This is a genomic window from Pseudomonas sp. 7P_10.2_Bac1 (genome assembly GCF_025465935.1).
Taxonomy (GTDB): domain Bacteria; phylum Pseudomonadota; class Gammaproteobacteria; order Pseudomonadales; family Pseudomonadaceae; genus Aquipseudomonas.
Map to the genome: position 1 here is coordinate 24,373 of NZ_JANLNV010000064.1, position 25,463 is coordinate 49,835.

Here is a 25,463-nt window from a genome sequence, read left to right on the forward strand (position 1 = left end):
TAGAAATATACACATGCGCTGCGTATGTCAAATAAAGGTGGCCAGGGCGCACACGATACAGAGCAGGGAGGGGGGAGGTCCTCAGCCACGTGGGTGTCTGTGGCTGAGGCGGGTGTATCAGAAGTGGTACTTGATCAACAGGCTCGCGGTGTCCTGGTTGGTTTTGAAAGAACCGCTGTCTTCGATGCCGTATTTGTTTTTCCAGTAGTCGTATTCGATGCCGACGTACAGTTGTTTCGCGCTCCAGTGCAACGCCTTGCCCAAGTCATATTTGATCTGTGGGTTGAAGTGCAGGTTAGCGTGGTAAGTGCCGCGCGCGTTCTGGTCGTTGTCGACCACCCAGTCCATGTAGCCGTCGATCAGCACGTCGGAATTGCCCACGGGCAAGGTGTAGGACCACACGGGTGTGATCTGCCAGACACCGCGGCCCGGGCGATTGCCTTCCGGATACCGTTTGTAGAAGTTCAACTGGAAGAAATCGAAGCCTGGCACATTGAGGTCGAAACCGGGGCCGATCAAATAAGAGTCCGAGTCGCCTTCGCCAAACTCATAGGTCAGGGCCAGCAACACGTCTTTGATTGGGCCAAATTCAAACTTCTGGTCGAAGATTTTGCCGAACGATAAGCGCGGGGTGAACTCGCCGTAGTACGTGTTGGTGCCAAAGTTACTGTCTTCTTTACCGTTGTAGAAAATACGGTCGACGAAGAGAAAGTTATCACCATATTTCCAACTGTCGGCGTGCTCGAACGTCAGCGTTTGTTGGATCTTGGGATTGACCTGGAAGTCCTTGCCATACAAGTACGTCAGGCTGTTGGTTTGCCATTGCAGCAAGTCTTCGGCGGCTGCCGTTGTCCCGCCCAGCAGGCTCCCCGCAAGCACCAGGCTGGTAAGAATGCGCTTCATTCGGTTGCTCCAGAAATTAATCAATGCTGCATGTGTAAGAACTCGGCACTCTGTGTGGCGCCTTGGTTCTTTTGTTTTAAAACTTGTCTTTTAGGTCAACTTCAAAACGTTAAAAAGGCCTGTTTAACGGAAAGTAAACATCGCTCGGCTGTCCGTGGACAGTTGAGTGACAGAAGACTGTAACAGGCCGTAAATGCTTGAAAGTTGGCTTCAAAGTCAGCTTTAAAACAGCGCCCATCTTTGAGCGGCCGCGGAGAATACTGGCTCTTGCGTCGCTACTCAAGTGCGCTGTCATGACGCCAATGTGGACTGGCTTAAAAGTGAACTTTAATCAGCGCGCTGGCGGTGTTTTGCTGGGTGTCCAGACGGCTGCTGCTTTGGATGCCGTATTTGTTTTTCCAGTAGCTGTATTCAACGCCGACATACAGCTGTTTCTCGCCCAGGTTAAGGGCTTTGCCCAGGTCATATTTGATCTGCGGGTTGAAGTGCAGGTTGGCGTGATACGTGCCGCGTGAGTTCTGGTCATTGTCGACCACCCAGTCCATGTAACCATCAATGAGCAGGTTGGACCTCCCTAGAGGGATCGTGTAGGAGAACGACGGTGTGATCTGCCACACACCGGTGCCAGGCCGGGGCCCTTCGGTGTGGCGGCGATAGACGTTGAGGGTGAAGTAATTGAAGCCGGGCACCGCCAGGTCAAAGCCCGGGCCGATCAAGTAGGCCTCGCTGTCGCCTTCGCCGTACTCGTACGTCATGGCCAGCAGTACGTCTTTGACGGGGCCGTAGGCGAGCGTGCGATCAAATATTTTGCCAAATGACAGACGCGGGCTGAACTCGCCGTAGTAGGTGTGCGGCCCTTTATTGGGGTCGGGTTTGCCGTTGTAGAAAATGCGGTCGACGAACAGAAAGTTATCGCCGTACTTCCATTTGTCCGCGTGCTCAAACGTAAGGGTTTGCTGGATAGATGGGTTGATCGCGAAGTTCTTGCCGTACAGGTAAGTGAGGCTGTTGGTTTGCCATAAAAACAGGTCACCGGCCACGGCCTGACCGGCAGCCAAAAGCCCACCCGCGAGCGTAACGCCCCAGTGTTTGCAGTGCATGGGATGCTTCCTTTTTTATTATTGTTTTGATGCGGTTCAGAGAATCACAAGCCCTTCACCCCAACCTCTCCCGCCGGGAGAGGGGGATGATTGAGGGCATGATCAATGCTGATGCACGTGACCGCTCATGGCAGCACGCTCGGCACCGCCCAGTACGTTGAACAGCAGGTTCAGGGACACGGCGCTGACCGCTGCCATGGCGATGCCGCTGTGGGTGATCGGGCCCATCCACGCCGGCAAGTGGGCGAAGAATTCCGGGCGTACCACCGGGATCAGGCCCATGCCGATGCTTACCGCTACCAGCAATTGATTGCGGCGGTCGGCAATGTCGGCTTCCTGAAGAATCTTGATTCCCGTCGCCGCCACCATGCCGAACATCGCAATCGCCGCGCCGCCCAATACCGCCGGCGGAATCGAGGCTACCAGGTACGCGGCCTTGGGCAGCAGGCTGAGGGTGATCAGGAAGATCCCTGCCACGATGGTTACCGAGCGGCAACGCACGCCAGTCATTTGCACCAGGCCGATGTTCTGGGCGAATGAGGAGTGGGTGAAGGTGTTGAAAAAGCCCGCCAGAAACGACGCCCCGGCGTCACACAGCAAGCCGCGACGGAGCATCCGGGGGGTGACTTCCTGGTCGGTGATCTTGCCCAGTGCCAGAAACATCCCGGTGGATTCGACAAAAATAATCACCACCACCAGGCACATGGACAGGATGGGTGCCAGATGAAACTCAGGCATGCCGAAGTGCAGCGGCGTGACGATCTGGAACCACGGCGCCAGGCCGATGCCCTGCAAGTTGACCATGCCGATGGCACCACACAGGGCATAGCCCAGCGCCATGCCGATCAGTACCGAAACGTTGACCCAAAAACCGCGCATAAAACGATTGATGAGCAAAATAGTGGCCAGCACCAGCGCCGCAATAAACAGGTAGATGGGTGAGCCGAACTGCGCTGCCGCGCTACCTCCGCCCGCCCAGTTTACGGCGACCGGGAACAGTGAAAGGCCAATGGAGGTGATCACGGTGCCGGTGACCAGCGGCGGGAAGAAGCGCACCACCTTGGACATGAACGGCGCAATGATCATCCCGAAGAAACCGGCGGCAATGGTTGCACCAAAAATGCCGGTCATGCCAATGCCCGGCATCCCGGCCATCGCCACCATGCTGCCAACGGCGGCAAAACTGGCGCCCATCATCACTGGCATGCGGATGCCCATGGGGCCGATGCCCCATGACTGGACGATGGTGGCAACGCCTGCCACCAGCAGGTCGGCGTTGATCAGAAAGGCGATTTCCTCACGATTCAGACCTGCTGCTTGTCCGATGATCAGGGGGACGGCGACGGCGCCACCGTACATCAGCAGCACGTGCTGCAAACCGACCAGAATCAATTGCAACAACGGCAGCCGCTGGATGGGCGGTGGCGCGGTTACAGCGGGTATGCGCGGTTCGGTTAAGTCGGACATGCATCACCTCGGTCTTTTTTATTGTTGTGAGTCAAAAGAGGTGTGGCCGCCCACGGCTGCGGCCACAACGGGTCGATATCAGTTGATTTGGGCTCCTGAATTGACCCAGGCACCGACCAGGTCGCGTTCTTGCTGGGTCATCTGAGTGATGTTGCCCAGCGGCATGATCGGAGTGGCGACGGCTTGTGCCTGAATCCGCGGTGCCATCTGCTGGATCTGCTGCGCGGTATCGAACATCACCCCGGCCGGTGCCACGCTGAACAGCGGGCTGGTGGGCTTGGCGGAATGGCAAACCGTGCAGCGTTCCTGGATCACCGCGTGGACTTTTTCAAAGTCGATGCTGGCCACCGGGGCTGCAGGAGCGGCAGGGGCGGGCGCTGCTGCTGGCGGGGCATCTGCTGCTTTAACCCCGCCCACAGCGGTTTCTGGCAGCGGTTGGTATTTGATGACCTTGGCCACGTCAGGCGTCGCAGGTGCAGGTTTGGGGCCCGTGACATAGGCCAGGCAGACCATGCCCAACGCCGCGACCGGCAAGGTCCAGGCATATTTATGGCTGTCGTGGCGAGTGTTGAAGTAATGGCGCACCAGCACCGCGAGCACGGCAATCCCGGCCAGGATCAACCAGTTGTACTGGCTGCCGTAGGTGCTCGGGAAGTGGTTGCTGATCATGATGAACAGCACCGGCAAGGTGAAGTAGTTGTTATGACGCGAACGCAGCAGGCCTTTGGCTGGCAACCTTGGATCGGGCGTGCGGCCTTCTTTGATGGCTGCGACCAGTGCACGCTGGGCGGGCATGATGATGCGGAACACGTTGCCGACCATGATGGTGCCGATAATGGCGCCGACATGCAGGTACGCGCCGCGCCCGCTGAACACTCGGCTCAGGCCGAAGGCGGCCGCCACCAGCAACACAAACAAGATAAAACCCAGCAGTGCCGGGCGTTTGCCCAGGGCGGAGTCGCACAGAAAATCGTAGACAAACCAGCCGGCTACCAGTGAGCCGACGCCGATGGCAACGGCTTCAGGGCCGCTCAGGCTGGAGCCGGGGGCAATCAGGTACAGCGACGGGTTGAAATAGAACACCAGGCACAACAGGGCGATGCCGGACATCCAGGTGAAGTAGGCTTCCCATTTGAACCAGTGCAGATCGTCCGGCATGGTCGGCGGGGCCAGTTTGTACTTTTCGAGGTGGTAAATACCGCCCCCGTGAATGGCCCATAAATCGCCGGACAGGCCGTCTTTGGGGTTAGCTCGATTGAGGTTGTTCTCCAGCCAGACAAAATAAAACGACGCGCCAATCCAGGCCACACCGGTAATCATATGAATCCAGCGCACGCTCAGATTCAGCCATTCCATCAGATGTGCTTGCACGGTCTTTACCTCTTGCCTGTCACTCTTGTGTGAATGATCAGACCTTCTCTTATTGGTGGGGGGCAAGGGTCTGTTGATGTTTCATTGCGGCCGCGACGCGGCTCGCAATCAAACGTCAACAGGCGCTAGGATCAAGTACTCATCCTCTTTAAAGAAATGCTCATCGCAGTTATTGCCTGAGCCACTGCGATCAACCACCAGGAAGTCATCCCGCTTTTCGATCGTCAGCACCGGGTGGTGCCAGACGCCGCGATGGTAATTAATGCCCTGCCTGCCATTAGTGACAAAGGCGCGGACCAAGCCTGATACAGGTGCATCGCCAAGTGGCGCGACCACGATCAGAAAGGGGTGGCCGAGCAGCGGAATAAAGGCCTGGCTGCCCAGCGGATGGCGCTCCAGCATACGCACAGTGAACGGCATGTCCTGCGCTTGGGCGCGGAAGATGCTGATGATCGCTTTGCAGTCCGACGTGGCGGTTTGCACCTCGGCCAGACGATGAAAGCGCATGGTTGAACCGTTGTTGATCATGAAGTGGTCGCTGCCATCGGTTTCAATCACGTCACCGAATGGGGCGAAGGCTTCTTTAGTCAGCGGTTCAATCTGTAATGTGCGCATGTTGGTCTTCTTTTTCTCAATGACTGTCAGTTGTCCGTTTTGCTTTTGTAGCCGCTGCCGCAGGCTGGATTAAGGTCGAGGGCCTTAAACAGCAGAGCCGCTGCGCAATCCATCGCAGCTTTGGGCAGCGACTACAGTTGTGGCGTTACTTGGCGACCTTGCCCAGTACGCGCAGGCGGCTTACACCGCCGTCCGGGAACAGGTTGAGGCGGATGTGAGTGATCGGGCCCAGGGCTTTGATCTGTTCACTGAAGCTGTGCTCGGCGTGCATTTCGAGCTTCTGGCTCGGCAGCAATTCACGCCAGAACAGGCTCTGGGTTTCGATCTGGCTGTCGGTGCCGCCTTTGACGAACGCGCCCTGGATCGAGCAACTGTCTGGGTAGTTGCCTTTGAAGTGCAGCGTGTCGACGATGATTTTTTCAACTTCACCGGCGTGACCCAACGCAACGATGACCCAGTCATTGCCTGGGGTACGACGACGTGCGGTTTCCCAGCCATCGCCCATGTTGATGCCGCGGCCCGGGTTGAGAATGTTGCTCATGCGGCCGAAGTGTTCGTCGGAGCAGGCGAGGGCGCGGCCACCATTGAGGGCGGCGGCCAGGTCGACCTGTTCGTTGTCACCCAGCGCAGACCAGTCACGGAAAGGCACGCCATACACACGCAGACGCGCTACGCCGCCGTCGGGGTAGATGTTGAAGCGCAAGTAGCTGAATGCCTGGTCATTATTGATCTCGTGGTAATGATGGCTGTTGCCTTGCAACTCGACTGCCGACAGCACTTCAACCCATTGGGTGTTTTCAGTCGGTTCGCCTTCGGCCAAAAAGCAGGCTTCAAGTGAGGCCGATGGCGGGAAGTTACCGGTAAAGAATGACGTATCGATGTCTACGCCTTTGATCGAGCCCGGCACGCCGAGGCGGATGACGGCACTGTCATAGCCTTCAAAGCGCTTGCGGCGGGACTCCCAGCCGTCCATCCACTTGCCGTTGTCATCGAAAACGCCCTCCTTCCACACGGCCGGTGTCGGCTGGAACAGGCGGTTGGCATCTGCGAACCAGTCATCGGTCACCGAAACAATTTTGGTGCCAAGACGGGCATCGGCCAGGTTGACGAACTTCTCGAAAGGTACGGCGTAAGCTTTCATTCTTCTGATCTGCCTTTAAATAAGTGGCTGGAGATACGTCACCGGCACCTGCCGGCTCGGCTTAGAGCTGGCGTAATCGGAACAGGGCTATTTTGTTGATTTCTGCCAACGCGCACTTGAACTCGGCGGCTGCCGGGTTGTGGATGCGGGTTTCGAACGCGGCGAGGATCTGGTGCCGGTCGCTGCCTTTTACCGCCATGATGAAGGGAAACTTGAACTTGGCTTTGTAGGCTTCGTTCAGCTCGGTGAAGCGCTGGAACTCTTCTTCCGTGCAGTGGTGAATACCGGCGCCCGCTTGTTCATGGGTGCTGGCTTCGGTCAGTTGGCCCTGGACGGCCGCTTTGCCGGCCAGGTCCGGGTGGGCGTTGATCAGTGCCAATTGGCGGTCGTGATCGGCGCTCAATAGCAGGTCACTCATGCGCTGGTGCAGGGTGTCGATCTGGTCGACGCTGGCATCCACGCCCAAGTCGTAGGCCTTTTCAGCAACCCAGGGCGAGTGCTCGTAAATATCGGCAAAGGCCGCCACAAAGGCTTCACGGCTCAGGGTTGAAGGCTTGAGAGTCTTGAAGGTGCTCATCGGTCGGTCTCGGCAACAAAAGGGTGGGTGGCGTGCCAGTGGCGGGCGATGTCCACGCGGCGGGCGAACCAGACCTGTTCGTGGCTTTTTGCGTACTCGATGAATCGCTTGAGGGCGGCGAGACGCGCAGGGCGGCCAATGAGGCGGCAATGCAGGCCGATCGATAGCATTTTCGGCGACTCTGCGCCTTCGGCGTACAGCACATCGAATGCGTCCTTGAGGTACTGGTAAAACTGCTCGCCCGTGTTGAAGCCCTGCGCTTGGGTGAAGCGCATGTCATTGGTGTCCAGCGTGTAAGGGATCACCAGGTGCGGCCTGGTTGTCGGGTTGTTCGGCTCCCAGTAGGGCAGGTCGTCGTCATAGGTGTCGCTGTCGTACAGAAAACCGCCTTCTTCCATCACCAGCCGCCGGGTATTGGGGCCGGTACGCCCGGTGTACCAGCCCAGTGGTCGTTCACCGCTGATTTCGGTGAGGATGCGGATCGCTTCGAGCATGTGCTCGCGCTCCAGCGCCTCATCCATGTATTGATAGTCGATCCAGCGATAGCCGTGGCTGCAGATCTCGTGGCCGGCGGCAACCATCTGGCGGATCACGTCCGGGTGGCGTTGCGCAGCCATGGCCACGGCAAAGACGGTGAGCGGAATGTCGAACGCCTTGAACAACTTGAGCACGCGCCATACGCCTGCACGGCTACCGTATTCGTAGAGCGACTCCATGCACATGTTGCGTTCGCCTTGCAGGGGCTGAGCCGACACCATTTCCGAGAGGAAGGCTTCGGACTCTTTGTCGCCATGCAGGATGCTGCGTTCGCCGCCTTCTTCGTAATTGAGCACAAAAGACAGGGCAATACGGGCGTTGTCCGGCCAGTGCGGATGGGGAGGGGTGGGACCGTAACCAATCAGGTCGCGTGGGTAGTCAGCGCTCACTACAGTCTTCCTTATTGTGGGTGTTAACAGTCGATTGGCCAGACTTGGCGTCACTGCGATGACCTGATTGTATACAACTTAATATTCTATTTGTAACCCTAAATTTATGCATTTTTATCATGCTTTGTGTTGAATGGGTACTTGCAAAAAACCTGCCTGATCAGTCAGCTTGCGAACACAAAGTCTCGAAATGCTATGGCTTCGAACATTCGCGCTCCACAAACCTCAGGTTAGACGCGTTGCTTAAAACTGCATTTTTAATTGTGTACAATTTTTTAAATTAGTGTCTTAATTCTTGCGTCGGCGTGCCTTTCAGACGCATCAAAAAGGCACGGCCAACCAATTTTTTACCGAGCTGGGGGAGGTCGCAGAATCAATGGGACGTTTGACTACGCACGTTTTGGATGCCGCACACGGATGTCCGGGTAGCTCGATCAAGGTCGAGTTGTACCGGGTTGAAGGTGCTCAACTGACCCTGGTGGCGAACGCCGTGACCAACGATGACGGGCGCTGCGACGCACCGCTGTTGCAGGGCGATGCCTACCGTTCCGGGGTGTATCAGTTGCAGTTCAGTGCCGGTGATTACTACCGCGCGCGGGGTGTGACATTGCCGGAGCCGGCCTTTTTGGATGTGGTGGTGCTGCGGTTCGGGATCAGTGCCGAGCAGGATCACTACCATGTGCCGTTGTTGATCTCGCCATACAGTTACTCGACGTACCGTGGCAGCTAGGGTTTATAGGTTCGCATCGTGGTAGATGGTTTGCCCGCGCACACTGCGGGCTTTTTTTCGCCCGCGATTTGAGCAAAACAGTTTAGGAGCGAGCTTGGCTCGCTCCAGAGGCAGGGAAACTTAACGGCTCAACAATGACGCGCTACCCGCCACACCGAACAGACCGGCGCTGATCCGGTTGAACCAGCTTTGGCCCTTGCCGCTGCGCAGGTAGCTCGCTGCACCATGGGCGCCCAGGCCGTAGGCCAGCTTGCACAGCAGGTCGAGCACGGTCCAGGTGGCGATCATCACCAGCAGTTGCCCGAGCAAGGGCTGCTCAGGGGTAAGGAACTGTGGCAGGAAGGCGGCAAAGAACAGAATGTCTTTCGGGTTGCTGGCGCCCAGCACAAAAGCGCGCCCAAACAGTGCGCTGAAGCGCGGTTTTGGCGCAGCCTCAGGGACATTCGCAGCGCTGGCCGGTTGCCGCGATTGCTGCCAGCTTTGCCAGGCCAGGTAAAAGAGGTACAGCGCGCCGACGATTTTCAGTGCGCTGAACAGCTTTTCTGACGCCAGCAGTAAAGCCCCCAGCCCTAGTGCCGAGGCGCTGAGCAGGCAAATCGAGGCAAACACGCCGCCCAAAAACGCCGGATAAGAACGGCGCAAGCCATAGTTCAGGCTGTTGCTGATCATCAATAACGACAGCGGACCCGGGATCAGGATCACTATTAATGCCGCGCTGCTGAACAGCAGCCAGGTTTCCAGACTCATCACTCTCTCCATAGGCAGGTACAAGCGCTTGCCGGTGCACGACCGGGGGTCTGTTGATTTACCTGTTTGTATACAAATAAAGCAAGTATTGTTTTCAATTTTGCTGTGCGAGGCTAGCGACTTTGACCCAAGGCCTGATTGATCGTCAGCCAACCGTTGACGGCCTCTTCGCCTGCTTGTGCGAACACCCGTTGCAACAACTTGACCTGCTCGCGGCGCAGGCTGGCTTCGAAGCGCACGCCCTCGGGCGTTAACTCCAGCAGGCGCTTACGCTTGTCGCTTGGTGGCGCCACGCTGAGGACCAGATTCATCTCGATCAACTGGCGCAGCGGTGTGTTGAGGGCTTGTTTGCTCACGCCCAGCAGGCCCAACAACTCCTTGACGCTGGCGCCGGGGTAGTGAGCGATGAAGAACACGATGCGCTGGTGTACCCGACTCAGGCCCCGGCGGCCCAGCATCTCGTCGGCCTTGGCGGTAAACGCCTGATAGCCAAAGAAGAAGGCTTGCATGGCGTCACGCTGAGTGGTCGGGTTTTTAAGGTCAAGCATATTGACGTATCCAGTCGGGCCGGCGTAATTTTGGTCAATCAGTTTGACTTATTTTCAATGCCTTCTGCCACCGGTGATCAATATGGCCTTCGCTGAACGTGTTTCCCGCCTGAAAAGCTCTTTGATCCGTGAAATTCTGGCTGAGGCTCAGCGCCCGGAAGTCATGTCCTTCGCCGGTGGTCTACCGGCCGAGGCGATGTTGCCCAAGGTTGACTGGGCTGACATGCCTGTTGCCATCGGCCAATACGGCATGAGCGAGGGCGAGCCAGCCCTGCGTGAAGCGCTGGCCGCACAAGCCCGCGCGTTGGGTGTTCACTGTGATGCGAGCCAGGTTATGGTGCTTAGCGGCTCGCAACAGGCGCTCGATCTGGCGGCCAAGCTGTACATCGACAAGGGCACTGAAATCATGCTCGAAGCACCGACCTACCTGGCGGCGCTGCAGATATTCCAGCTGTTTGGCGCTGAGTGCCTGACGTTCCCGCTACAGGCTGATGGCCCTGATCTGGCGGCCTTGCGTGTTCAACTGGACAAACACCGCCCTGCATTTATCTATCTGATTCCGACGTTCCAGAACCCGTCTGCCGTGCGTTACAGCGAAACCAAGCGTGACCAGGTGGCGGCGTTGCTGGACGAGTTTGGTGTGACCTTGATTGAAGACGAGCCGTACCGCGAACTGAATTTCGACGGCGGCAGTGCCACGCCAATTGTCAGCCGGTTGAAAAAGGCCAGCTGGATCTACACCGGTACTGTGTCGAAAACCCTGCTGCCGGGCCTGAGGGTGGGGTTTTTGATCGCCAGCCCGGATTTGTTTCAGCACCTGCTGCGCCTTAAACAGTCGGCGGACTTGCACACCAACCGTGTGGGGCAGTGGCAGGCGCTGCAATGGATCGGTACCGAGAAAATGGCCAGCCATCTGGCGCAGTTGCGAGATTTTTATCGCACGCGTCGTGATGCCTTTCAGGCTGTGCTGGAAGAACATTTCTCGGATCTGGCGGATTGGCAGGTGCCACAGGGCGGGTTGTTTTTCTGGTTGACGCTCAAGCAACCGGTGGATACCCGGACCTTGCTCAAGCCTGCACTGGAGCAAAATGTGCTGTTTATGCCGGGTGAGCCGTTCTTCGCCAATCCGGACCAGAACCTTGGTAGTCTGCGTCTAAACTTCAGCCACATCGATCCAGAGCGCCTGCACGAAGGGCTCAAGCGTCTGGCCAACGTTATCCGTCAAGCACAAGCCGCAGAGGCGGTTTAGGGAGTTGCGATGCTCAAGGTTTACGGCGATTACCAGTCGGGCAATTGCTACAAGATCAAACTGATGCTGCATTTGCTGGGCCGCGACTATGAGTGGCATTCGGTAGACATTCTTAACGGCGACACACAAACCCCGGAATTTCTGGCAAAGAACCCCAACGGCAAAGTGCCGGTATTGGAGCTGGAAGACGGCACCTATTTGTGGGAGTCCAACGCCATTCTCAACTACCTGGCGGACGGCACAGAGTTTTTGCCGGCCGAGCCGCGTTTGCGCACCCAAGTGCTGCAATGGCAGTTTTTCGAACAATACAGCCACGAGCCCTACATCGCGGTGGCGCGGTTTATCCAGTTTTACCTGGGGTTGCCGGATAAGCGCCTGGAGGAGTACCGCAAACTGCAGAAAAGCGGGTACAAGGCGCTGGATGTGATGGAGCAGCAACTGACCCGCACGCCCTACCTGGTGGGTGAGCACTTTTCCATTGCTGACTTGACCCTCTATGCCTACACCCACGTGGCACATCAAGGCGGGTTTGATCTGGGGAAATACCCGGGGATCCAGGCCTGGATACAGCGGGTGGCGAGTCAGCCACGGTATGTCGGGATGCTGGATTAAGCCGCGAGTGCCCCCGCAGGCAGCGATCTTTTGATGGTCAGGATCAACAGATCGCAGCCTGTGCTGGCTCTAAGCGATTAAATGTTGGCAAAGCGTTGATTCAGGTAGTCGATGATCACTTTGGAGTCGTACATCCAGGTGGTCTTGCCGTCTTCTTCGATCCGCAGGCATGGCACTTTGATCTTGCCGCCTTGCTCTAGCAAGGTGTTGCGGTCTTGCTCGTTGTTTTTCGCGTCACGCAAGGCCACGGGAACGTTCAGGCGGCGCAGGTTGCGACGGGTCTTGACGCAGAATGGGCATGCGTGGAACTGATACAGGGTCAGGCTTTTGGCCGCTTGGTCAACCTGGGCCTGGGCAGCGGCGGGGCGCTGTTTTTTGCTCGGGCGGGTAATGAAATCCCCGGCAATGATCAATTGACCCAAACCGATACGAAGCGCTTTGATAAACACAGTAAAAAGCCTCACGGGCGAATAAATAAAGGTCGAGCTTAGCTCAAAGGCGCGGGCGAAAAAAAACCGGCGATGAACGCCGGTTTTTTGTGCCCGGATCACTTGATCAGGCTGAGAAACTCACTGCGGGTGGCTGCGTTTTCGCGGAACTCACCCAGCATCACCGAGGTGATCATCGAAGAGTTTTGCTTCTCGACACCACGCATCATCATGCACATGTGTTTGGCTTCAATCACCACGGCAACGCCCAGGGCGCCAGTGACTTGCATCACCGCGTCAGCGATCTGACGGCTCAGGTTTTCCTGGATCTGCAGGCGACGGGCATACATGTCGACAATACGTGCGACTTTCGACAAGCCCAGTACTTTGCCGCTCGGAATGTAAGCCACGTGAGCCTTGCCGATAAAGGGCAGCAGGTGGTGTTCGCACAGCGAGTACAACTCGATGTCCTTGACCAGCACCATTTCGCTGTTGTCTGAACTGAACAAGGCACCGTTGGTGACTTCTTCAAGGGTCTGCTCATAACCGCGGCAAAGGTATTTCATGGCTTTGGCGGCACGCTTTGGCGTGTCCAGCAGACCTTCACGGGAGACGTCTTCGCCAAGCTGACCGAGGATGGCGGTGTAGTTTTGTTCCAGGGACATTAATCTACCTGTGGGATTTTTCGCAAAGGGCAAGGGTACGGGGGCTGACTCGGCGCTGCAAGTGGGACGATGCGCGGTTACTCGTCTCGGCCTTCCATCATGGTGCGTTTGAGCATCACATACACCGCGCCGGCACCGCCATGTTTGGCCTGGCAAGAGCAGAAACCCAGGACTTGAGCGTGTTGACGCAGCCAGGTGTTGACGTGGCTTTTGATCATGGGTTTTTTACCGTCCAGGCGCACGGCCTTGCCGTGGGTGACGCGGACGCAGCGTACTTCCAGGCGGGTGGCTTCGCCGAGGAACTCCCACAGTGTTTCGCGGGCCTTTTCGACGGTCATGCCGTGCAGGTCCAGGCTGCCTTCGAAGCTGATCTGGCCCAGCTTGAGTTTGCGCATCTGGCTTTCCTGGACGCCGTCACGTGCCCAGTGCAATTGGTCTTCGGGGCCGACATCAATCACAAATTGGTCTGACAACCCATCTATGATCGTAGTGTTGCTGCGCACAATGGCGTTTTGCCGCAATTTGGCCAGTTGCGCGCGATCAGTCTTGGGTTTGCCGGTGTCAGCGCGATCGTGTTTGATCGGTTTGACACCGCGAATCTCGTTTTTGAACAGGGAAAAGTCGTCGTCTTGCATGTCAGCCTCCGCGAAGGGCGCACAGTTTACCCAAGTCGACGACAATCGGCAGGCTGATGTGCCTTAGTCGCGTTTTTTCATCAGATGGGGCGCCATGTTCAAGCCAAACGGCTCGCGCATGCGCCGACGGCTGCGGCGCCACATCCAGACGCCCAACCAGGTAACCAGTAACCCCGCAATCAGTACCAGCACTGCGGCGGTAGGGTTGGCGTTGAGGTCACCCAGGGCTGCCGGGTGGCCAATCAGGCTGCTGGCGCCTGCCAATAACACTACAACGCCAGCCAGTGTAATCAGTGCTGCGAGGCTCAGAACCAGCCACGCACGCCAGTTTCGGTGTTCTTTGGGGCGCAAGCGTCGTGCATCAAAACCATCGGAGATCTTCATTCCGATTTTTCCTTATTGGGTATCGGCCCTTCAGACAGGAACATGGGCGGGTTGTTCCTGAGGTGCTCTTAAATCGGCGTTCAAGCAAGCGTACAGCAAGGTTGCAGATAGGCGGTCGCAGGGTGCCGCCTATCAGTGGCGGGCTCAGATCAGATTTTGAGTCCGGGTCAGGCTGGCGAAGTTGTCATTCATGATCGCCATTTCAGTTCTCTGTACGTCTGCCGCGCTGATGACGCCGTTGGCGGTCGGCAGGTCGCGGGTCGCGCAGGCGTCTTCGACCAGGGTGCAGCGAAAGCCATAGTCCTTGGCCGCGCGAACGGTAGTACTGACGCTGGAGTGGCTCATGAAGCCGCAGACGATCAAATCCAGAGGGCCGAGTTTTTCCAGCGCGCGTTGCAGGCCGGTGTCGTTGAAGGCGTTGGGCATGCGCTTCTCGATGATCACCTCGTCACCGATTGGCTCAAGGCCGGTGATGAACTCGCCGCGCGGACCTTGGGGGTCGAACAGCCCGCCGACGGTGCCCAGGTGGCGAACATGCACCACGGGGCGCTTGGCCTTGCGGGCAGCTTCCAGCAGCTTGGCGATGTTGGCCGTCGCCGCGTCCATCCCGGACAGTGCCAGCGGGCCGCTCAGGTATTCGTTTTGCGCATCGATGATCAGCAGGCTGGCATTGCTCAGATTAGCTGCGGCATAACCACGCCCAGTGAGTTGAAACATCGTCTTTAAAGCGGACATTCGGGGGCTCCTTTGAGTGGGGCTTTTGCGACATTCTCCACTGGCAGAGCGTTTATGTGAATGGCTAGTCGTGTAAGCCACGTCGTTGTTGGCCTACAGCGATGTCAAGAAAGATTGCATGCGCGCATAAACCTACGAAATGTAACGATTTTAAGATTTTTACAATGTATTTCGACGAACAGAAATCTGCGCCCTCGATGACCTCTGGGCACAACTTTGGCCGCGTCGGAAATTGGCTGTTAGAATCGTGGGTCGATTTAGAGGAGTAAGACCGTTGATCACTTCCCGACTGCGCACACTGCGTGACCATATTCGCTGGGCCGTTAGCCATTTTCACAGGGAAGATCTGTTTTTTGGCCATGGCACCGACAACGCCTGGGACGAGGCCCGTCAGTTGGTGTTGGGCGCGTTGAATCTGCCATGGGAAATTGCTGACAGTTACCTCGATTGCCGCCTCGAAGACGACGAGCTGGTAAATCTTCAACTTTTGCTCAAGCGCCGCATTGAAGAGCGCGTGCCGACCGCTTACTTGCTGGGCGAGGCGTGGTTCTGCGGCATGTCGTTTATTGTCGATGAGCGCGTGCTGATTCCGCGTTCACCGATCGGTGAGTTGATCGAAAAACGCTTCGAGCCTTGGTTGGCCGCCGAGCCTGCACGGATTCTTGACCTGTGCACCGGCTCGGGTTGCATCGGTATCGCGTGCGCCGATGAGTTCCAGAACGCCGAGGTGGTGCTGGCTGACCTGTCGTTTGAAGCGTTGGAAGTGGCCAATCAGAACATTGAGCGCCACGGTGTGGATGAGCGCGTGTACACGGTGCAGGGCGATGGCTTCGACAGTTTGCCTGGCCAGCGTTTTGACCTGATCGTGTCGAACCCTCCGTATGTAGACGCTGAAGATTTCGCCGATATGCCTGCTGAGTATCAGCATGAGCCCGAGCTGGGGCTGGCCTGCGGGGAAGACGGTTTGAACCTGGTTCGCCGGATGTTGGCCGAAGCTGCTGATCACCTGACCGAAAAAGGCTTGTTGATTGTTGAGGTGGGCAACAGCCAGGTGCACGTCCAAGCACTGTACCCGGAAGTGGATTTTGCCTGGCTTGACTTTGAACGGGGCGGCCACGGCGTGTTTATGCTGACCGCTGAGCAGTGCCGCGAGCATCAGGCGCTGTTTGCTGCACGCGTTTAAAGGGTGGAACCCGGCAGGCACTGCCAGTGTGCCTGCCTTCAGCGATGGGTGGCGATCCAGATCAATAATCCGGCCTGAAACACGGCAAACGCCACCAGGCAGGTGATGGTAAAGCGCAAGCCAGTGTCTTCGCGCTGGAACTTGCTGATCTTTTCATCTTTTTCGCGCAGTTTCTGTTCTTGTTCCTGCAGGTGCTGCTCGGCCTGCTGGAGCATCTGGGCGGCGTCGAGGATCTCGATAAACTGAATTTTTTCGTTGTTCCAGGTGTTGTACAAGTCAGCAGCCAGACCCGCTTCAATCCGCGCCTTGCGATGCAGAGCATCTTCATAGACCACATCAAACCCTTGGGTGCGCAGGCAGTGATCGCGGCGCAGGCGCATGTCTTCGTGCAGGGCGTCCTTGGTCGGCAGGTCCAGGCTGTCAAAGCGATAGCGCGACGCTCTTTTTTGTATCCATTGTGCGGCCTGGGCCATGAGAAAGCGCCCGATCCCCCGATTCAATGGCTCTACCAGCAGGCCTCGTTCGGGGCTGATGTTCACGCGCTGGGTGCTGTGGTCCAGCCACACATCAAGTTGGTTCTGCTCTTTGCGCAGGTGTTGTCCGGGCAACGAAACGCTCAGACGAAGCAGGCTCAGTTCTTTATTGTGACGTTCGGCATAGCCGAACTGGACGAACCGTAAAGGCCGCGCGCCGGTGCTGCGATCGGTTGGCAACGGTGCCAGACGCAGCATTTTGAAATGCTCGGGCTGCACATCAGCCCAAGGCCGCGGCGGTACCTCGGGCGTTGCCGACTCGGGTGAGTCGGCCGGTTGTGTTGGGGTGTCGCTCATAACGGCAGAATCCTGTGCAAGCCCGGTATGTCGGCTCAATTCAGACGGCCGACAATGACTTATCGGCCGTTATGCGCAGGACTGGAGGGCTGACTGGCATTCACTTTTGCGATAAAGCGCACAATCCGGTCACCGACTTCACCTGCGAGGCGCTGGTTCGGGTCGTTGTAGGACAGTACCTGGCGCTTCATGTCCATGGGCACAATGCGCATCACGTGGTTCATGCCATGTACCAGGGTCAGGGAGGCGTCCGGTTTGGCGGCTTTAAGCAGGCGTGCATCCTTGACGTCGACCTGAATGTCATGGGTGCCCTGAATGATCATGGCCGGCATCTTCAACGCAGCAAAAGCTTTGGCCGGGTTGTAGCGCAGCAGGCTGATCAGGTATGGCTGCACGCTCGGGCGAAAAATCGCTTCAAGGCCCGGCGGCACGTTGTCGTCGGTGTGTCCGGCTTCCAGGCTGCTGATCAGTTCAAGGCTGCTTTTGAGCAGGGCAGGCGGCAGGTTGTTGCGTTGCAGTTGCTCGCGCAGCACTTGACCGACCGGGCGCCCGGAACCTGCAATGGAGATCACCCCAGCGGCTTCGATGCGCGGTGCGGCCAGGGTTGCGATCAGTGCGCCTTCACTGTGCCCCAGCAGAAACACTTTGCCAAAACGCGGGTCTGCCTTGAGCTTTTCGCCCCAGGCCACGGCATCGTTGACGTATTGATCCAGGCTCAACTGCCGCTCATCCGGCCCGGCAGGCTGGCTTTGGGCAATGCCGCGTTTGTCGAAGCGAACGCTGGCAATGTTGTTTTGCGCCAGGCGCCAGGCGAGTTTTTTCAAACTGTCATTGCGCCCGCCAATCGGATTGTTGCCATCGCGATCAGTGGGGCCTGAGCCCGCAATGAGCAGCACCACCGGCACTGGCTTGTCACTTTTTGGCAACACCAACGAGCCATAAAGAGTGCCGGACCCGGTATCCAGCTCAATGGGGCGCAACAAGACGTTGGACTGAATAGCCGCAAAGGCCTGAGTACCAAACAGGGTTAGAAGCAGAAGGAGTATTCGCAGCATCGTCACGCCATCATTGTTTAAAGTGCCGGTCGCACAAAACCGGATGAGTAAGGTTGGAGGATGAACTACAGAGGCAGCCTGCGTATACTGGCGCGCTTAGTTATCCAAGCTTAGTTTATAGGCTGATTTTCACGGAGCTCCCTGAATGTCCGGCAATACCTTCGGCAAGCTGTTCACTGTTACCACCGCAGGCGAAAGCCATGGTCCGGCGTTGGTCGCTATTGTAGATGGCTGTCCACCCGGGCTCGAGCTGTCTCTTGAAGACCTGCAACGTGACCTGGACCGCCGCAAACCGGGTACTAGCCGCCATACCACACAGCGTCAGGAAGCCGACGAAGTCGAGATTCTATCCGGTGTGTTTGAAGGCCGCACCACAGGCTGCGCCATCGGTTTGTTGATCCGCAATACCGATCAGAAGTCCAAGGACTATTCGGCGATCAAGGACTTGTTCCGTCCGGCCCACGCCGACTATACCTACCATCACAAGTACGGCGAACGCGATTATCGCGGAGGCGGGCGCAGTTCTGCACGTGAAACTGCCATGCGGGTAGCCGCAGGAGCCATCGCGAAAAAATACCTGGCTACCCAGGGCATCGTGATTCGCGGGTACATGAGCCAGTTGGGCCCGATTGAAATCCCGTTCAAGACTTGGGATTCGGTGGAAGAAAACGCCTTTTTCAGCCCCGATCCCGACAAAGTGCCAGAACTTGAGGCCTACATGGATCAACTGCGTCGTGATCAGGATTCCGTGGGCGCGAAAATCACCGTGGTCGCCGAGGGCGTGATTCCTGGTTTGGGCGAGCCTATTTTTGATCGGCTGGATGCCGACCTGGCTCACGCATTGATGAGCATCAACGCGGTCAAGGGCATCGAGATCGGCGCCGGCTTTGCCAGCGTTGCCCAGCGCGGAACCGAGCACCGTGACGAATTGACCCCCCAAGGCTTCCTAAGCAACAACGCGGGCGGCATTCTGGGTGGTATCTCGTCAGGCCAGCCGATTGTTGCGCACCTGGCGCTCAAGCCAACGTCCAGCATCACCACGCCGGGTCGCTCTATTGATAAAGAGGGCAATCCGGTGGACGTCATCACCAAGGGGCGTCATGACCCGTGTGTGGGCATTCGTGCAACCCCGATTGCCGAAGCCATGATGGCCATCGTGCTGATGGACCACTTGCTGCGCCACCGCGGGCAAAACGCTGATGTGCGCGTGAGCACGCCTGTATTGGGTCAGCTGTGATTCAGTGGCCGTTGAGCGCCATGGTCTGACGACGATGGCGCCTCTTCCTTACTGGCGTTTGTCAGGGTTCTACCTTTTTTACTTCGCATTACTCGGTGCTACAGCGCCTTTTCTGGCGCTGTACTTCCATCACCTCGGTTTTTCCAGTGCGCGTATCGGCGAGTTGGTCGCCATTCCGATGCTGATGCGCTGCGTAGCCCCCAACCTGTGGGGCTGGTTGGGGGACTACACCGGCAAGCGCCTGCTGATCGTAAGGCTGGGGGCGTTTTGTACCTTGCTCGGTTTCAGCCTGATCTTCATCAGCAAGAGCTACGCTTGGCTGGCGTTGGTCATGGCATTGCATGCGTTCTTTTGGCACGCCGTGCTGCCGCAGTTTGAAGTCATTACCTTCGCCCACCTGCGCGAACAGCCCGAGCGTTATAGCCAGGTGCGGTTGTGGGGGTCGATCGGGTTTATTCTCACCGTGGTCATTCTAGGGCGTCTGTTTGAAGGGCTGAGCCTGGACATTTACCCGGTAGCGCTGGTGGTGATCATGGCCGGCATTGTGTTGTGCAGCCTGTGGGTGCCCAATGCGCAACCTTCCAGCCAGGGCCGAAAACCACTCGAAGGCGGCTTTTTCAAGCAATTGCGCAGCCCCGGCGTGCTGGCTTTTTACGTCACCGTTGCGCTGATGCAAATGAGTCATGGCCCGTATTACACCTTTATCACTTTGCACCTTGAAGACTTGGGCTACAGCCGCGCCGTGATCGGCATGCTGTGGGCCTTGGGGGTGGTGGCCGAAGTATTGATGTTCCTGGCCATGCGCCGCATTTTGCTGACGTTCTCGGTGCGTCGCGTGTTGATGGCCAGCTTTGCCCTGGCTGCCTTGCGCTGGCTTATGCTGGGATCGTTTGCCGAATATCTGTGGGTGTTGCTGCTGGCGCAGTTGCTTCACGCAGCCACTTTCGGCAGTTTCCATGCGTCTGCCATGAGTTTCGTGCAGCGCAGTTTTGGCCCCGGTCAGCAAGGGCAGGGGCAGGCGCTGTACGCCACTCTCGCCGGTATGGGCGGGGCGGCTGGCGCCTTGTATGCCGGTTACAGCTGGAACACCCTCGGGCCGACTATCACCTTTAGTATTGCAAGCCTCGCAGCACTGGCTGCAGCCGTTATCATCGCTACTCGACTGCAAGAGGACAGGGCATGAGCCTTACCCGTGAACACTTGAGCCTGGAAATCATTGAAGCCGGGCGTTTTTTATATGGCCGCGGCTGGTCGCCGGCCACCAGCAGCAACTATTCGGCTCGGCTATCGGCCAGCGAAGCGCTGCTGACGGTCTCCGGCAAGCACAAAGGCCAGTTGGGCATGGACGATGTACTGGCCACGGATTTGTCAGGCAATAGTCTGGAACCTGGCAAGAAGCCATCTGCAGAAACGCTGTTGCACACTCAGCTTTACAGCTGGCGCCCGGAGATCGGAGCGGTGTTGCATACGCATTCGGTGAATGCCACGGTGTTGTCGCGTTTGACGCCCGGTGACAGCATCGAGTTTGAAGATTACGAGCTGCAAAAGGCCTTCAGTGGCATTTCGACTCATGAGTCGAAGGTGCTGGTGCCGATTTTTGACAATGACCAGGACATCGAGCGTCTCGCTGCCAAGGTTCAGCCGTGGCTGGATGCGCACCCTGACTGTGTGGGCTATCTGATTCGCGGCCATGGCTTGTATACCTGGGGGGCGCGCATGAGCGATGCCTTGCGGCAGATCGAAGCCTTCGAGTTTCTATTTGAATGTGAGCTGAAAACTCGCGCCGTGCTCAACCGTTAACGCTGACTTCACTTCGAAGAAGCTCACCGCCTGATTAGAACGGTCTGCCTGAACTGCCTGGAAAAGGCCGAAAGTGCACGCCGAAGCTGAGGAACTAGATCCATGAGCAGCCTTTCCGTTTACCACGTGTCGAGCCCTGATCTACCGAACAAGGTATTGACCCACGTCGATGACATCGCCTCCACGCTGGCCGAGCAGGGTGTTCGCTTTGAACGCTGGCAGGCCGCTGTGCCGATCCAGCCAGGCGCCAGCCAGGAAGAAGTCATCAACGCTTATCGCACGCAGATTGACCGTCTGATGACAGAGCACGGCTATGTGACCGTCGATGTGATCAGCCTGAACAGCGATCACCCACAAAAAGCCGAGTTGCGCGCCAAGTTCCTCGATGAACACCGTCATGGCGAAGATGAAGTGCGTTTCTTCGTTGCTGGTCGTGGGCTCTTTACCCTGCACATCGACGACTATGTGTATGCAGTGCTGTGTGAAAAAAACGATCTGATCTCAGTCCCGGCGGGCACTCCGCACTGGTTTGACATGGGTGAGCATCCGCATTTCGTGGCCATTCGCCTGTTCAACAACCCTGAAGGCTGGGTTGCCAATTTCACCGGTGAAGACATCGCCAACCGTTTCCCGCGCCTGGAAGACTAAGGAATCTCTATGCCGATCAAAGCCATCCTTACCGACATTGAGGGCACCACCAGCGCTGTCAGCTTTGTGATTGACGTGTTGTTTCCATTTGCGGTCAAGCATCTACCCGACTTCATTCGTAAACACGCGGATAACCCTGAGGTTGCAGTGCAACTGGGCGCGGTGCGTCTGGACAGTGGCGAGCCCGAGGCGGATGTTGAGCGGGTGATCAAGATTTTGCTGCAATGGATCGCCGAGGATCGCAAGGCTACGCCACTCAAGGCGCTGCAAGGCTTGATCTGGAAACAGGGGTACGAAGCGGGCGTGCTCAAAGGGCACGTTTACCCGGATGCCGTGGCGGCGCTTAAAGCCTGGCATGAGCAAGGGTATGACTTGTACGTGTATTCGTCAGGTTCGATCCAGGCGCAGAAGCTGATCTTTGGCTGCTCTGAGGCGGGCGATCTGACCCCGTTGTTCAATGGTTACTTCGACACCACTTCAGGGCCCAAGCGTGAGGCCCAGTCGTATCGGCACATTAGCGAAGCCATCGGTTGCCCGGCGGGCAAGATCCTGTTTTTGTCCGACATCGTAGAGGAGCTGGATGCGGCGCAAGAAGCCGGAATGCAAACCTGCGGGCTGGCGCGAGACGGTGGGAAGAAGCTGGGTGATCATCTCACCGTGAGTAGCTTTGCCGAGATTGATCCCACGGACATTTAATCCATAACGCTGCAGGAGCGAACTTGTCTCGCAATCTTTTTAAAACCAAAAGATCACGAGACAGACTCGCTCCTGCAGGCGGCTAAAGGCTTATTAGCGGGTGTGATAGGTCGGCAGGGCAAAACGGTGCTGGCTTTGTAGCAGAGAAATCGTTGGCAGTTCATCGGCAGTGCCCGCCAGATCGCGTCGAATAGCACTGATCACCCACGTCAACTGTTCAGCTGTGTGCAGCTGCGCGTATGAAATAACGCGCTGAGTCTGTTTGCCTTCGCTGTCACACAGCGTCAGCAACACACCGCCATCCGGGCGAGGTTTTACGTTGACGGTGTAGTTCGAGAACAGGGACGCGAATTTTTCTTGGATCAGGCTCATGTGATTAGGCTCCATTAGCTCATCAAGTGCTTGCATGGAGTAAAGGTAGCAGCGATTGTGCCAGTATCCAGTTTTGAAAAATTCCTTATAAATCAATGATTTGTATGTTTTTGAAAATGCGGATTTCGTGCATTTTGCATGAATAGCCATCATGCATCCTGCATTTTGCCCACTTGCATCATGGTTTGAGCGTACTGAGGTCAGCGGTGACGTTGATTGATTGTATCTATGACGGCCTTGAGCAAAAAAGGGATGACACATTTAGTTGCTCTCAGGAAACTAGGGCTTTGTGTAGTCAATCTGGAGCCTCAAATGTCAGACCAAAAGCCAGTCGATCAATCGCGGCAGATGACCCCCGAGGAAGCGGCAGACTTTGCCGAGCAGGTGTTCAACAAGGCTCGCGAAGGCGACGCCGCCATGCTGGCAGCGCTGTTGAGCAAGGGGTTGCCGGCCAACCTGCGTAATCACAAGGGCGATACCTTGTTGATGCTGGCCAGTTACCACGGGCATGTTGAAGCTGTGAAGGTGCTGCTTGAGCACCAGGCTGACCCTGAAATGCGCAATGACAATGGTCAAAGCCCCATTGCTGGCGCTGCCTTCAAGGGCGATCTGGCGATGACTAAAACCTTGGTCGAGGGTGGGGCGAACGTCGAGGGTGCTTCGGCTGATGGCCGCACAGCGCTGATGATGGCGGCGATGTTCAATCGCACAGAAATCATCAAGTACCTGGTCAGCAAAGGTGCTGATCCCAAAGCCAAGGATGCCAACGGCATCACTGCGCTGGATGCGGCCAAGACCATGGGTGCTACGCAAAGCATCGCGTTGTTGGATGAGCTGCTGGGCTGATTACATGCCCTTGAGGCGCGCATTTGATATATCCTGCGCGCCCTCAATTTTCCTTGTGACAGGCCTTGCCCATGAAAAACACTCTCGTTGAACTCATCAGCAAAATCAGCTCTGGGTGCATGGGCGATGACGAGATACTGAAGATCGCTGATGAGGCGGCGCAGGCCTACGCCGATCAGGACGCTTTTCTAACTGCCAATCCGGACATCAACTACGACGATACTTTTCCTATTCCGCTGGGAGAATGGGTGGTGATCGGCAGCCTGCCGGACACGGTGCTGTTCCAGGCCGACACCTATGTCGAGTTGTTTACCCAGATTGTGGCCTCGTTCGGCCCTGACGTTCCTTTCAATATCAAACCCAAGCAACTCGCTAAAACCGAAGCGTTGACTGCGCTCAACCGTATCCAGATCCAGATGGGCAGCATGAACCGTGAAAACGGCGGCTACGTGCTGGTTAACCTGAGCCAGCCGCTTGATGACGAGCTGCAAATGGTGCTGGTGTATGGCAATGACGTGCCGCGGGTGCTGGCGTTGTGCGCCGAAGTAGGGATCAGTGCCGCGCCGGCGCTGGAAGCGTTGAAAGTCGCTGTTCACGTCTGATGGGTGGGCGCATGCAATAAAAAACGGAACCCTTGGTAGAGCTGACTATCCTAAGTAAACACGCACTCACTCAGGAGCAACATCATGGGTTCGACGTTTAATGGTCTGATCGGTCTGATTATTCTGGCGCTGGATATTTGGGCCATCATCAATGTGCTCAAAAGTAATGCCGAAACCGGGATGAAAATCCTGTGGGTGCTGTTGATTATCTTCTTGCCGGTGCTTGGGCTGATTATTTGGGCCATCGCCGGGCCGCGGGGCAATGTACGCATTTAGGCCGTCGATCAGTGGGTGGTGATGCCCCGAATTGTCGTCACCCACTGAGTTTGTCAGTGTCAAGGTTCGACCTGTCATGCTCCTCGACGTAGAATGCGCGCCTTTCTTGGGCAGTTGAATCTATGTGCCGTGCAAGTGGTGCGTAGCTCAACTGTCGATCATGGGCGGGTGACCGTCCGTTGCCATCAGCATTCAAAGGGACTTCTCATGACTGAAGTACTTAGCACCGACTATCTCGAAACGCTCTATGAAGGTTATGGCCAGCGTTTTCGTATGGACAAGCTGCTGCACGAAGTGCGCACTGAGCACCAGCGTCTGGTGATCTTCGAAAACCCGGTGATGGGCCGGGTGATGGCGCTGGACGGGGTCATTCAGACCACCGAAAAGGACGAGTTCATTTACCACGAGATGCTGACCCACGTGCCGATTCTGGCTCACGGCGCGGTCAAGCGGGTCCTGATCATCGGGGGCGGTGATGGTGGCATGCTGCGTGAAGTCACTAAGTACGCTGACATTGAACACATCACCATGGTCGAGATCGACGGTACCGTCGTAGAGATGTGCAAAGAGTTTCTGCCCAACCATTCCAAAGGGGCCTATGACGATCCGCGTCTGAACCTTGTGATCGATGACGGCATGCGTTTTGTCGCGACCACTGAAGAAAAGTTCGACGTGATCATCTCGGACTCCACCGACCCTATCGGGCCGGCGGAAGTTCTGTTCTCGGAAAACTTCTATCAGGCGTGTCACCGCTGCCTGAATGAAGGCGGTGTTCTGGTAACCCAGAACGGTACGCCGTTCATGCAACTGGAAGAAGTTAAAACTACCGCCGAGCGCATGCGCGGTCTGTTTGCCGACTGGCACTTCTATCAAGCAGCCGTACCGACTTATATCGGTGGTTCGATGACGTTTGCCTGGGGCTCGACCCACAGCGATTACCGTAAGTTGCCGCTCGAAACCTTGCGTCAGCGTTTCGCCGGCAGTGGCATCGTGACCCGCTATTACAATCCGGAAGTGCACATTGGCTCTTTCGCTTTGCCGCAATATGTATTGCAGGCGATTAACAAGCCAAGCAACACGTAACG

General features: G+C 56.9%; 31 protein-coding genes. 13 read left to right on the forward strand and 18 right to left on the reverse strand.

Annotated features, from left to right (window positions below):
* Positions 1-117 precede the first annotated feature (117 nt).
* The 8 genes from NTD86_RS13655 to puuE form a co-directional block, all read right to left on the reverse strand.
* Positions 118-903, reverse strand: coding sequence for an outer membrane protein OmpK (locus NTD86_RS13655; RefSeq protein ID WP_262202997.1), 786 nt, complete (start codon positions 901-903; stop codon positions 118-120).
* A 314-nt stretch (positions 904-1,217) separates the two neighbouring features.
* Complete coding sequence (locus NTD86_RS13660) at positions 1,218-2,003, reverse strand: outer membrane protein OmpK (RefSeq protein WP_262202998.1); 786 nt, start codon at positions 2,001-2,003, stop codon at positions 1,218-1,220.
* A 102-nt stretch (positions 2,004-2,105) separates the two neighbouring features.
* The gene (locus NTD86_RS13665) at positions 2,106-3,470 is read right to left on the reverse strand and encodes a nucleobase:cation symporter-2 family protein (RefSeq protein WP_262203000.1); all 1,365 of its coding nucleotides are present in this window, start codon (positions 3,468-3,470) and stop codon (positions 2,106-2,108) included.
* A gap of 78 nt (positions 3,471-3,548) precedes the next feature.
* Complete coding sequence (locus tag NTD86_RS13670) at positions 3,549-4,841, reverse strand: urate hydroxylase PuuD (protein WP_262203001.1); 1,293 nt, start codon at positions 4,839-4,841, stop codon at positions 3,549-3,551.
* 108 nt (positions 4,842-4,949) lie between these two features.
* Complete coding sequence (locus tag NTD86_RS13675; RefSeq protein ID WP_262203002.1) at positions 4,950-5,456, reverse strand: ureidoglycolate lyase; 507 nt, start codon at positions 5,454-5,456, stop codon at positions 4,950-4,952.
* Between the two features lie 145 nt (positions 5,457-5,601).
* On the reverse strand, positions 5,602-6,597 hold the full coding sequence (gene alc / locus NTD86_RS13680; RefSeq protein ID WP_262203003.1) for an allantoicase: 996 nt from the start codon (positions 6,595-6,597) through the stop codon (positions 5,602-5,604).
* 61 nt (positions 6,598-6,658) lie between these two features.
* A complete protein-coding gene (gene uraD / locus NTD86_RS13685) occupies positions 6,659-7,174 on the reverse strand; it encodes a 2-oxo-4-hydroxy-4-carboxy-5-ureidoimidazoline decarboxylase (RefSeq protein ID WP_262203004.1) in 516 nt (171 codons plus the stop codon).
* Positions 7,171-8,100 (reverse strand): allantoinase PuuE, encoded by a 930-nt coding sequence (gene puuE, locus NTD86_RS13690; RefSeq protein WP_262203005.1) that lies wholly within the window; start codon positions 8,098-8,100, stop codon positions 7,171-7,173. The genes uraD and puuE overlap by 4 nt, the downstream gene beginning before the upstream one ends.
* A 376-nt stretch (positions 8,101-8,476) precedes the next feature.
* Between puuE and uraH the strand changes: the two genes are divergently transcribed.
* Positions 8,477-8,830 carry a hydroxyisourate hydrolase gene (uraH, locus tag NTD86_RS13695; RefSeq protein WP_262203006.1) on the forward strand — a complete coding sequence of 118 codons (354 nt, stop codon included), beginning with the start codon at positions 8,477-8,479 and terminating at the stop codon, positions 8,828-8,830.
* Between the two features lie 120 nt (positions 8,831-8,950).
* Here the strand turns inward: uraH and NTD86_RS13700 are convergent, their stop codons facing one another.
* Both NTD86_RS13700 and NTD86_RS13705 read right to left on the reverse strand, forming a co-directional pair.
* On the reverse strand, positions 8,951-9,577 hold the full coding sequence (locus NTD86_RS13700) for a LysE family translocator (protein WP_262203007.1): 627 nt from the start codon (positions 9,575-9,577) through the stop codon (positions 8,951-8,953).
* 113 nt (positions 9,578-9,690) lie between these two features.
* Positions 9,691-10,125 carry a MarR family winged helix-turn-helix transcriptional regulator gene (locus NTD86_RS13705; protein WP_262203008.1) on the reverse strand — a complete coding sequence of 145 codons (435 nt, stop codon included), beginning with the start codon at positions 10,123-10,125 and terminating at the stop codon, positions 9,691-9,693.
* An 82-nt stretch (positions 10,126-10,207) separates the two neighbouring features.
* On the opposite strand from NTD86_RS13705, the gene NTD86_RS13710 reads away from it, so the two are divergent.
* Complete coding sequence (locus NTD86_RS13710; RefSeq protein WP_262203009.1) at positions 10,208-11,374, forward strand: PLP-dependent aminotransferase family protein; 1,167 nt, start codon at positions 10,208-10,210, stop codon at positions 11,372-11,374.
* A gap of 9 nt (positions 11,375-11,383) precedes the next feature.
* Entirely contained in the window at positions 11,384-11,986 is a 603-nt protein-coding gene (locus NTD86_RS13715) for a glutathione S-transferase family protein (RefSeq protein ID WP_262203010.1), read from the forward strand.
* A gap of 77 nt (positions 11,987-12,063) precedes the next feature.
* Here the strand turns inward: NTD86_RS13715 and NTD86_RS13720 are convergent, their stop codons facing one another.
* The 5 genes from NTD86_RS13720 to NTD86_RS13740 form a co-directional block, all read right to left on the reverse strand.
* Positions 12,064-12,435 (reverse strand): glutathione S-transferase N-terminal domain-containing protein, encoded by a 372-nt coding sequence (locus tag NTD86_RS13720; RefSeq protein WP_262203011.1) that lies wholly within the window; start codon positions 12,433-12,435, stop codon positions 12,064-12,066.
* Positions 12,436-12,533: 98 nt separating this feature from the next.
* On the reverse strand, positions 12,534-13,079 hold the full coding sequence (folE, locus tag NTD86_RS13725; RefSeq protein ID WP_048371280.1) for a GTP cyclohydrolase I FolE: 546 nt from the start codon (positions 13,077-13,079) through the stop codon (positions 12,534-12,536).
* A 77-nt stretch (positions 13,080-13,156) separates the two neighbouring features.
* Positions 13,157-13,714 carry a Smr/MutS family protein gene (locus NTD86_RS13730; protein WP_048371278.1) on the reverse strand — a complete coding sequence of 186 codons (558 nt, stop codon included), beginning with the start codon at positions 13,712-13,714 and terminating at the stop codon, positions 13,157-13,159.
* Between the two features lie 63 nt (positions 13,715-13,777).
* Positions 13,778-14,098 carry a hypothetical protein gene (locus NTD86_RS13735; RefSeq protein WP_262203012.1) on the reverse strand — a complete coding sequence of 107 codons (321 nt, stop codon included), beginning with the start codon at positions 14,096-14,098 and terminating at the stop codon, positions 13,778-13,780.
* A 144-nt stretch (positions 14,099-14,242) separates the two neighbouring features.
* Positions 14,243-14,833 carry a cysteine hydrolase family protein gene (locus NTD86_RS13740; RefSeq protein ID WP_262203013.1) on the reverse strand — a complete coding sequence of 197 codons (591 nt, stop codon included), beginning with the start codon at positions 14,831-14,833 and terminating at the stop codon, positions 14,243-14,245.
* A 274-nt stretch (positions 14,834-15,107) separates the two neighbouring features.
* Here NTD86_RS13740 and prmB point away from each other — a divergent pair, with 274 nt between their 5' ends.
* Positions 15,108-16,016: a 50S ribosomal protein L3 N(5)-glutamine methyltransferase gene (gene prmB, locus NTD86_RS13745; RefSeq protein WP_262203014.1), complete on the forward strand. Its 909-nt coding sequence runs from the start codon at positions 15,108-15,110 to the stop codon at positions 16,014-16,016.
* A 38-nt stretch (positions 16,017-16,054) separates the two neighbouring features.
* Here the strand turns inward: prmB and NTD86_RS13750 are convergent, their stop codons facing one another.
* Both NTD86_RS13750 and NTD86_RS13755 read right to left on the reverse strand, forming a co-directional pair.
* A complete protein-coding gene (locus NTD86_RS13750) occupies positions 16,055-16,846 on the reverse strand; it encodes a hypothetical protein (protein WP_262203015.1) in 792 nt (263 codons plus the stop codon).
* A gap of 59 nt (positions 16,847-16,905) precedes the next feature.
* Positions 16,906-17,901 (reverse strand): alpha/beta hydrolase, encoded by a 996-nt coding sequence (locus NTD86_RS13755; RefSeq protein WP_262203016.1) that lies wholly within the window; start codon positions 17,899-17,901, stop codon positions 16,906-16,908.
* 145 nt (positions 17,902-18,046) lie between these two features.
* Between NTD86_RS13755 and aroC the strand changes: the two genes are divergently transcribed.
* The 5 genes from aroC (at position 18,047) to mtnC (ending at position 22,282) form a co-directional block, all read left to right on the forward strand.
* Positions 18,047-19,138, forward strand: a complete 1,092-nt coding sequence (gene aroC, locus NTD86_RS13760; protein ID WP_262203017.1) for a chorismate synthase — start codon at positions 18,047-18,049, stop codon at positions 19,136-19,138.
* A 34-nt stretch (positions 19,139-19,172) separates the two neighbouring features.
* Positions 19,173-20,321 carry an MFS transporter gene (locus NTD86_RS13765; RefSeq protein WP_262203018.1) on the forward strand — a complete coding sequence of 383 codons (1,149 nt, stop codon included), beginning with the start codon at positions 19,173-19,175 and terminating at the stop codon, positions 20,319-20,321.
* The gene (locus tag NTD86_RS13770) at positions 20,318-20,938 is read left to right on the forward strand and encodes a methylthioribulose 1-phosphate dehydratase (RefSeq protein ID WP_262203019.1); all 621 of its coding nucleotides are present in this window, start codon (positions 20,318-20,320) and stop codon (positions 20,936-20,938) included. Before NTD86_RS13765 ends, NTD86_RS13770 begins: the two co-directional genes overlap by 4 nt.
* 102 nt (positions 20,939-21,040) lie before the next feature.
* Positions 21,041-21,586, forward strand: a complete 546-nt coding sequence (locus tag NTD86_RS13775; protein WP_262203020.1) for a 1,2-dihydroxy-3-keto-5-methylthiopentene dioxygenase — start codon at positions 21,041-21,043, stop codon at positions 21,584-21,586.
* 9 nt (positions 21,587-21,595) lie between these two features.
* Positions 21,596-22,282 carry an acireductone synthase gene (gene mtnC, locus NTD86_RS13780; protein ID WP_262203021.1) on the forward strand — a complete coding sequence of 229 codons (687 nt, stop codon included), beginning with the start codon at positions 21,596-21,598 and terminating at the stop codon, positions 22,280-22,282.
* Between the two features lie 93 nt (positions 22,283-22,375).
* Here mtnC and NTD86_RS13785 read toward each other — a convergent pair whose 3' ends face one another.
* Positions 22,376-22,654 carry a DUF3509 domain-containing protein gene (locus tag NTD86_RS13785; protein ID WP_262203022.1) on the reverse strand — a complete coding sequence of 93 codons (279 nt, stop codon included), beginning with the start codon at positions 22,652-22,654 and terminating at the stop codon, positions 22,376-22,378.
* Positions 22,655-22,966: 312 nt separating this feature from the next.
* Here NTD86_RS13785 and NTD86_RS13790 point away from each other — a divergent pair, with 312 nt between their 5' ends.
* The 4 genes from NTD86_RS13790 (at position 22,967) to speE (ending at position 25,461) form a co-directional block, all read left to right on the forward strand.
* Entirely contained in the window at positions 22,967-23,500 is a 534-nt protein-coding gene (locus NTD86_RS13790) for an ankyrin repeat domain-containing protein (protein ID WP_262203023.1), read from the forward strand.
* A gap of 71 nt (positions 23,501-23,571) precedes the next feature.
* Positions 23,572-24,102 carry a hypothetical protein gene (locus tag NTD86_RS13795; protein ID WP_262203024.1) on the forward strand — a complete coding sequence of 177 codons (531 nt, stop codon included), beginning with the start codon at positions 23,572-23,574 and terminating at the stop codon, positions 24,100-24,102.
* An 84-nt stretch (positions 24,103-24,186) separates the two neighbouring features.
* Positions 24,187-24,378 (forward strand): PLD nuclease N-terminal domain-containing protein, encoded by a 192-nt coding sequence (locus NTD86_RS13800; protein WP_262203025.1) that lies wholly within the window; start codon positions 24,187-24,189, stop codon positions 24,376-24,378.
* 207 nt (positions 24,379-24,585) lie between these two features.
* Positions 24,586-25,461: a polyamine aminopropyltransferase gene (speE, locus tag NTD86_RS13805; protein ID WP_262203026.1), complete on the forward strand. Its 876-nt coding sequence runs from the start codon at positions 24,586-24,588 to the stop codon at positions 25,459-25,461.
* Positions 25,462-25,463: the final 2 nt, after the last annotated feature.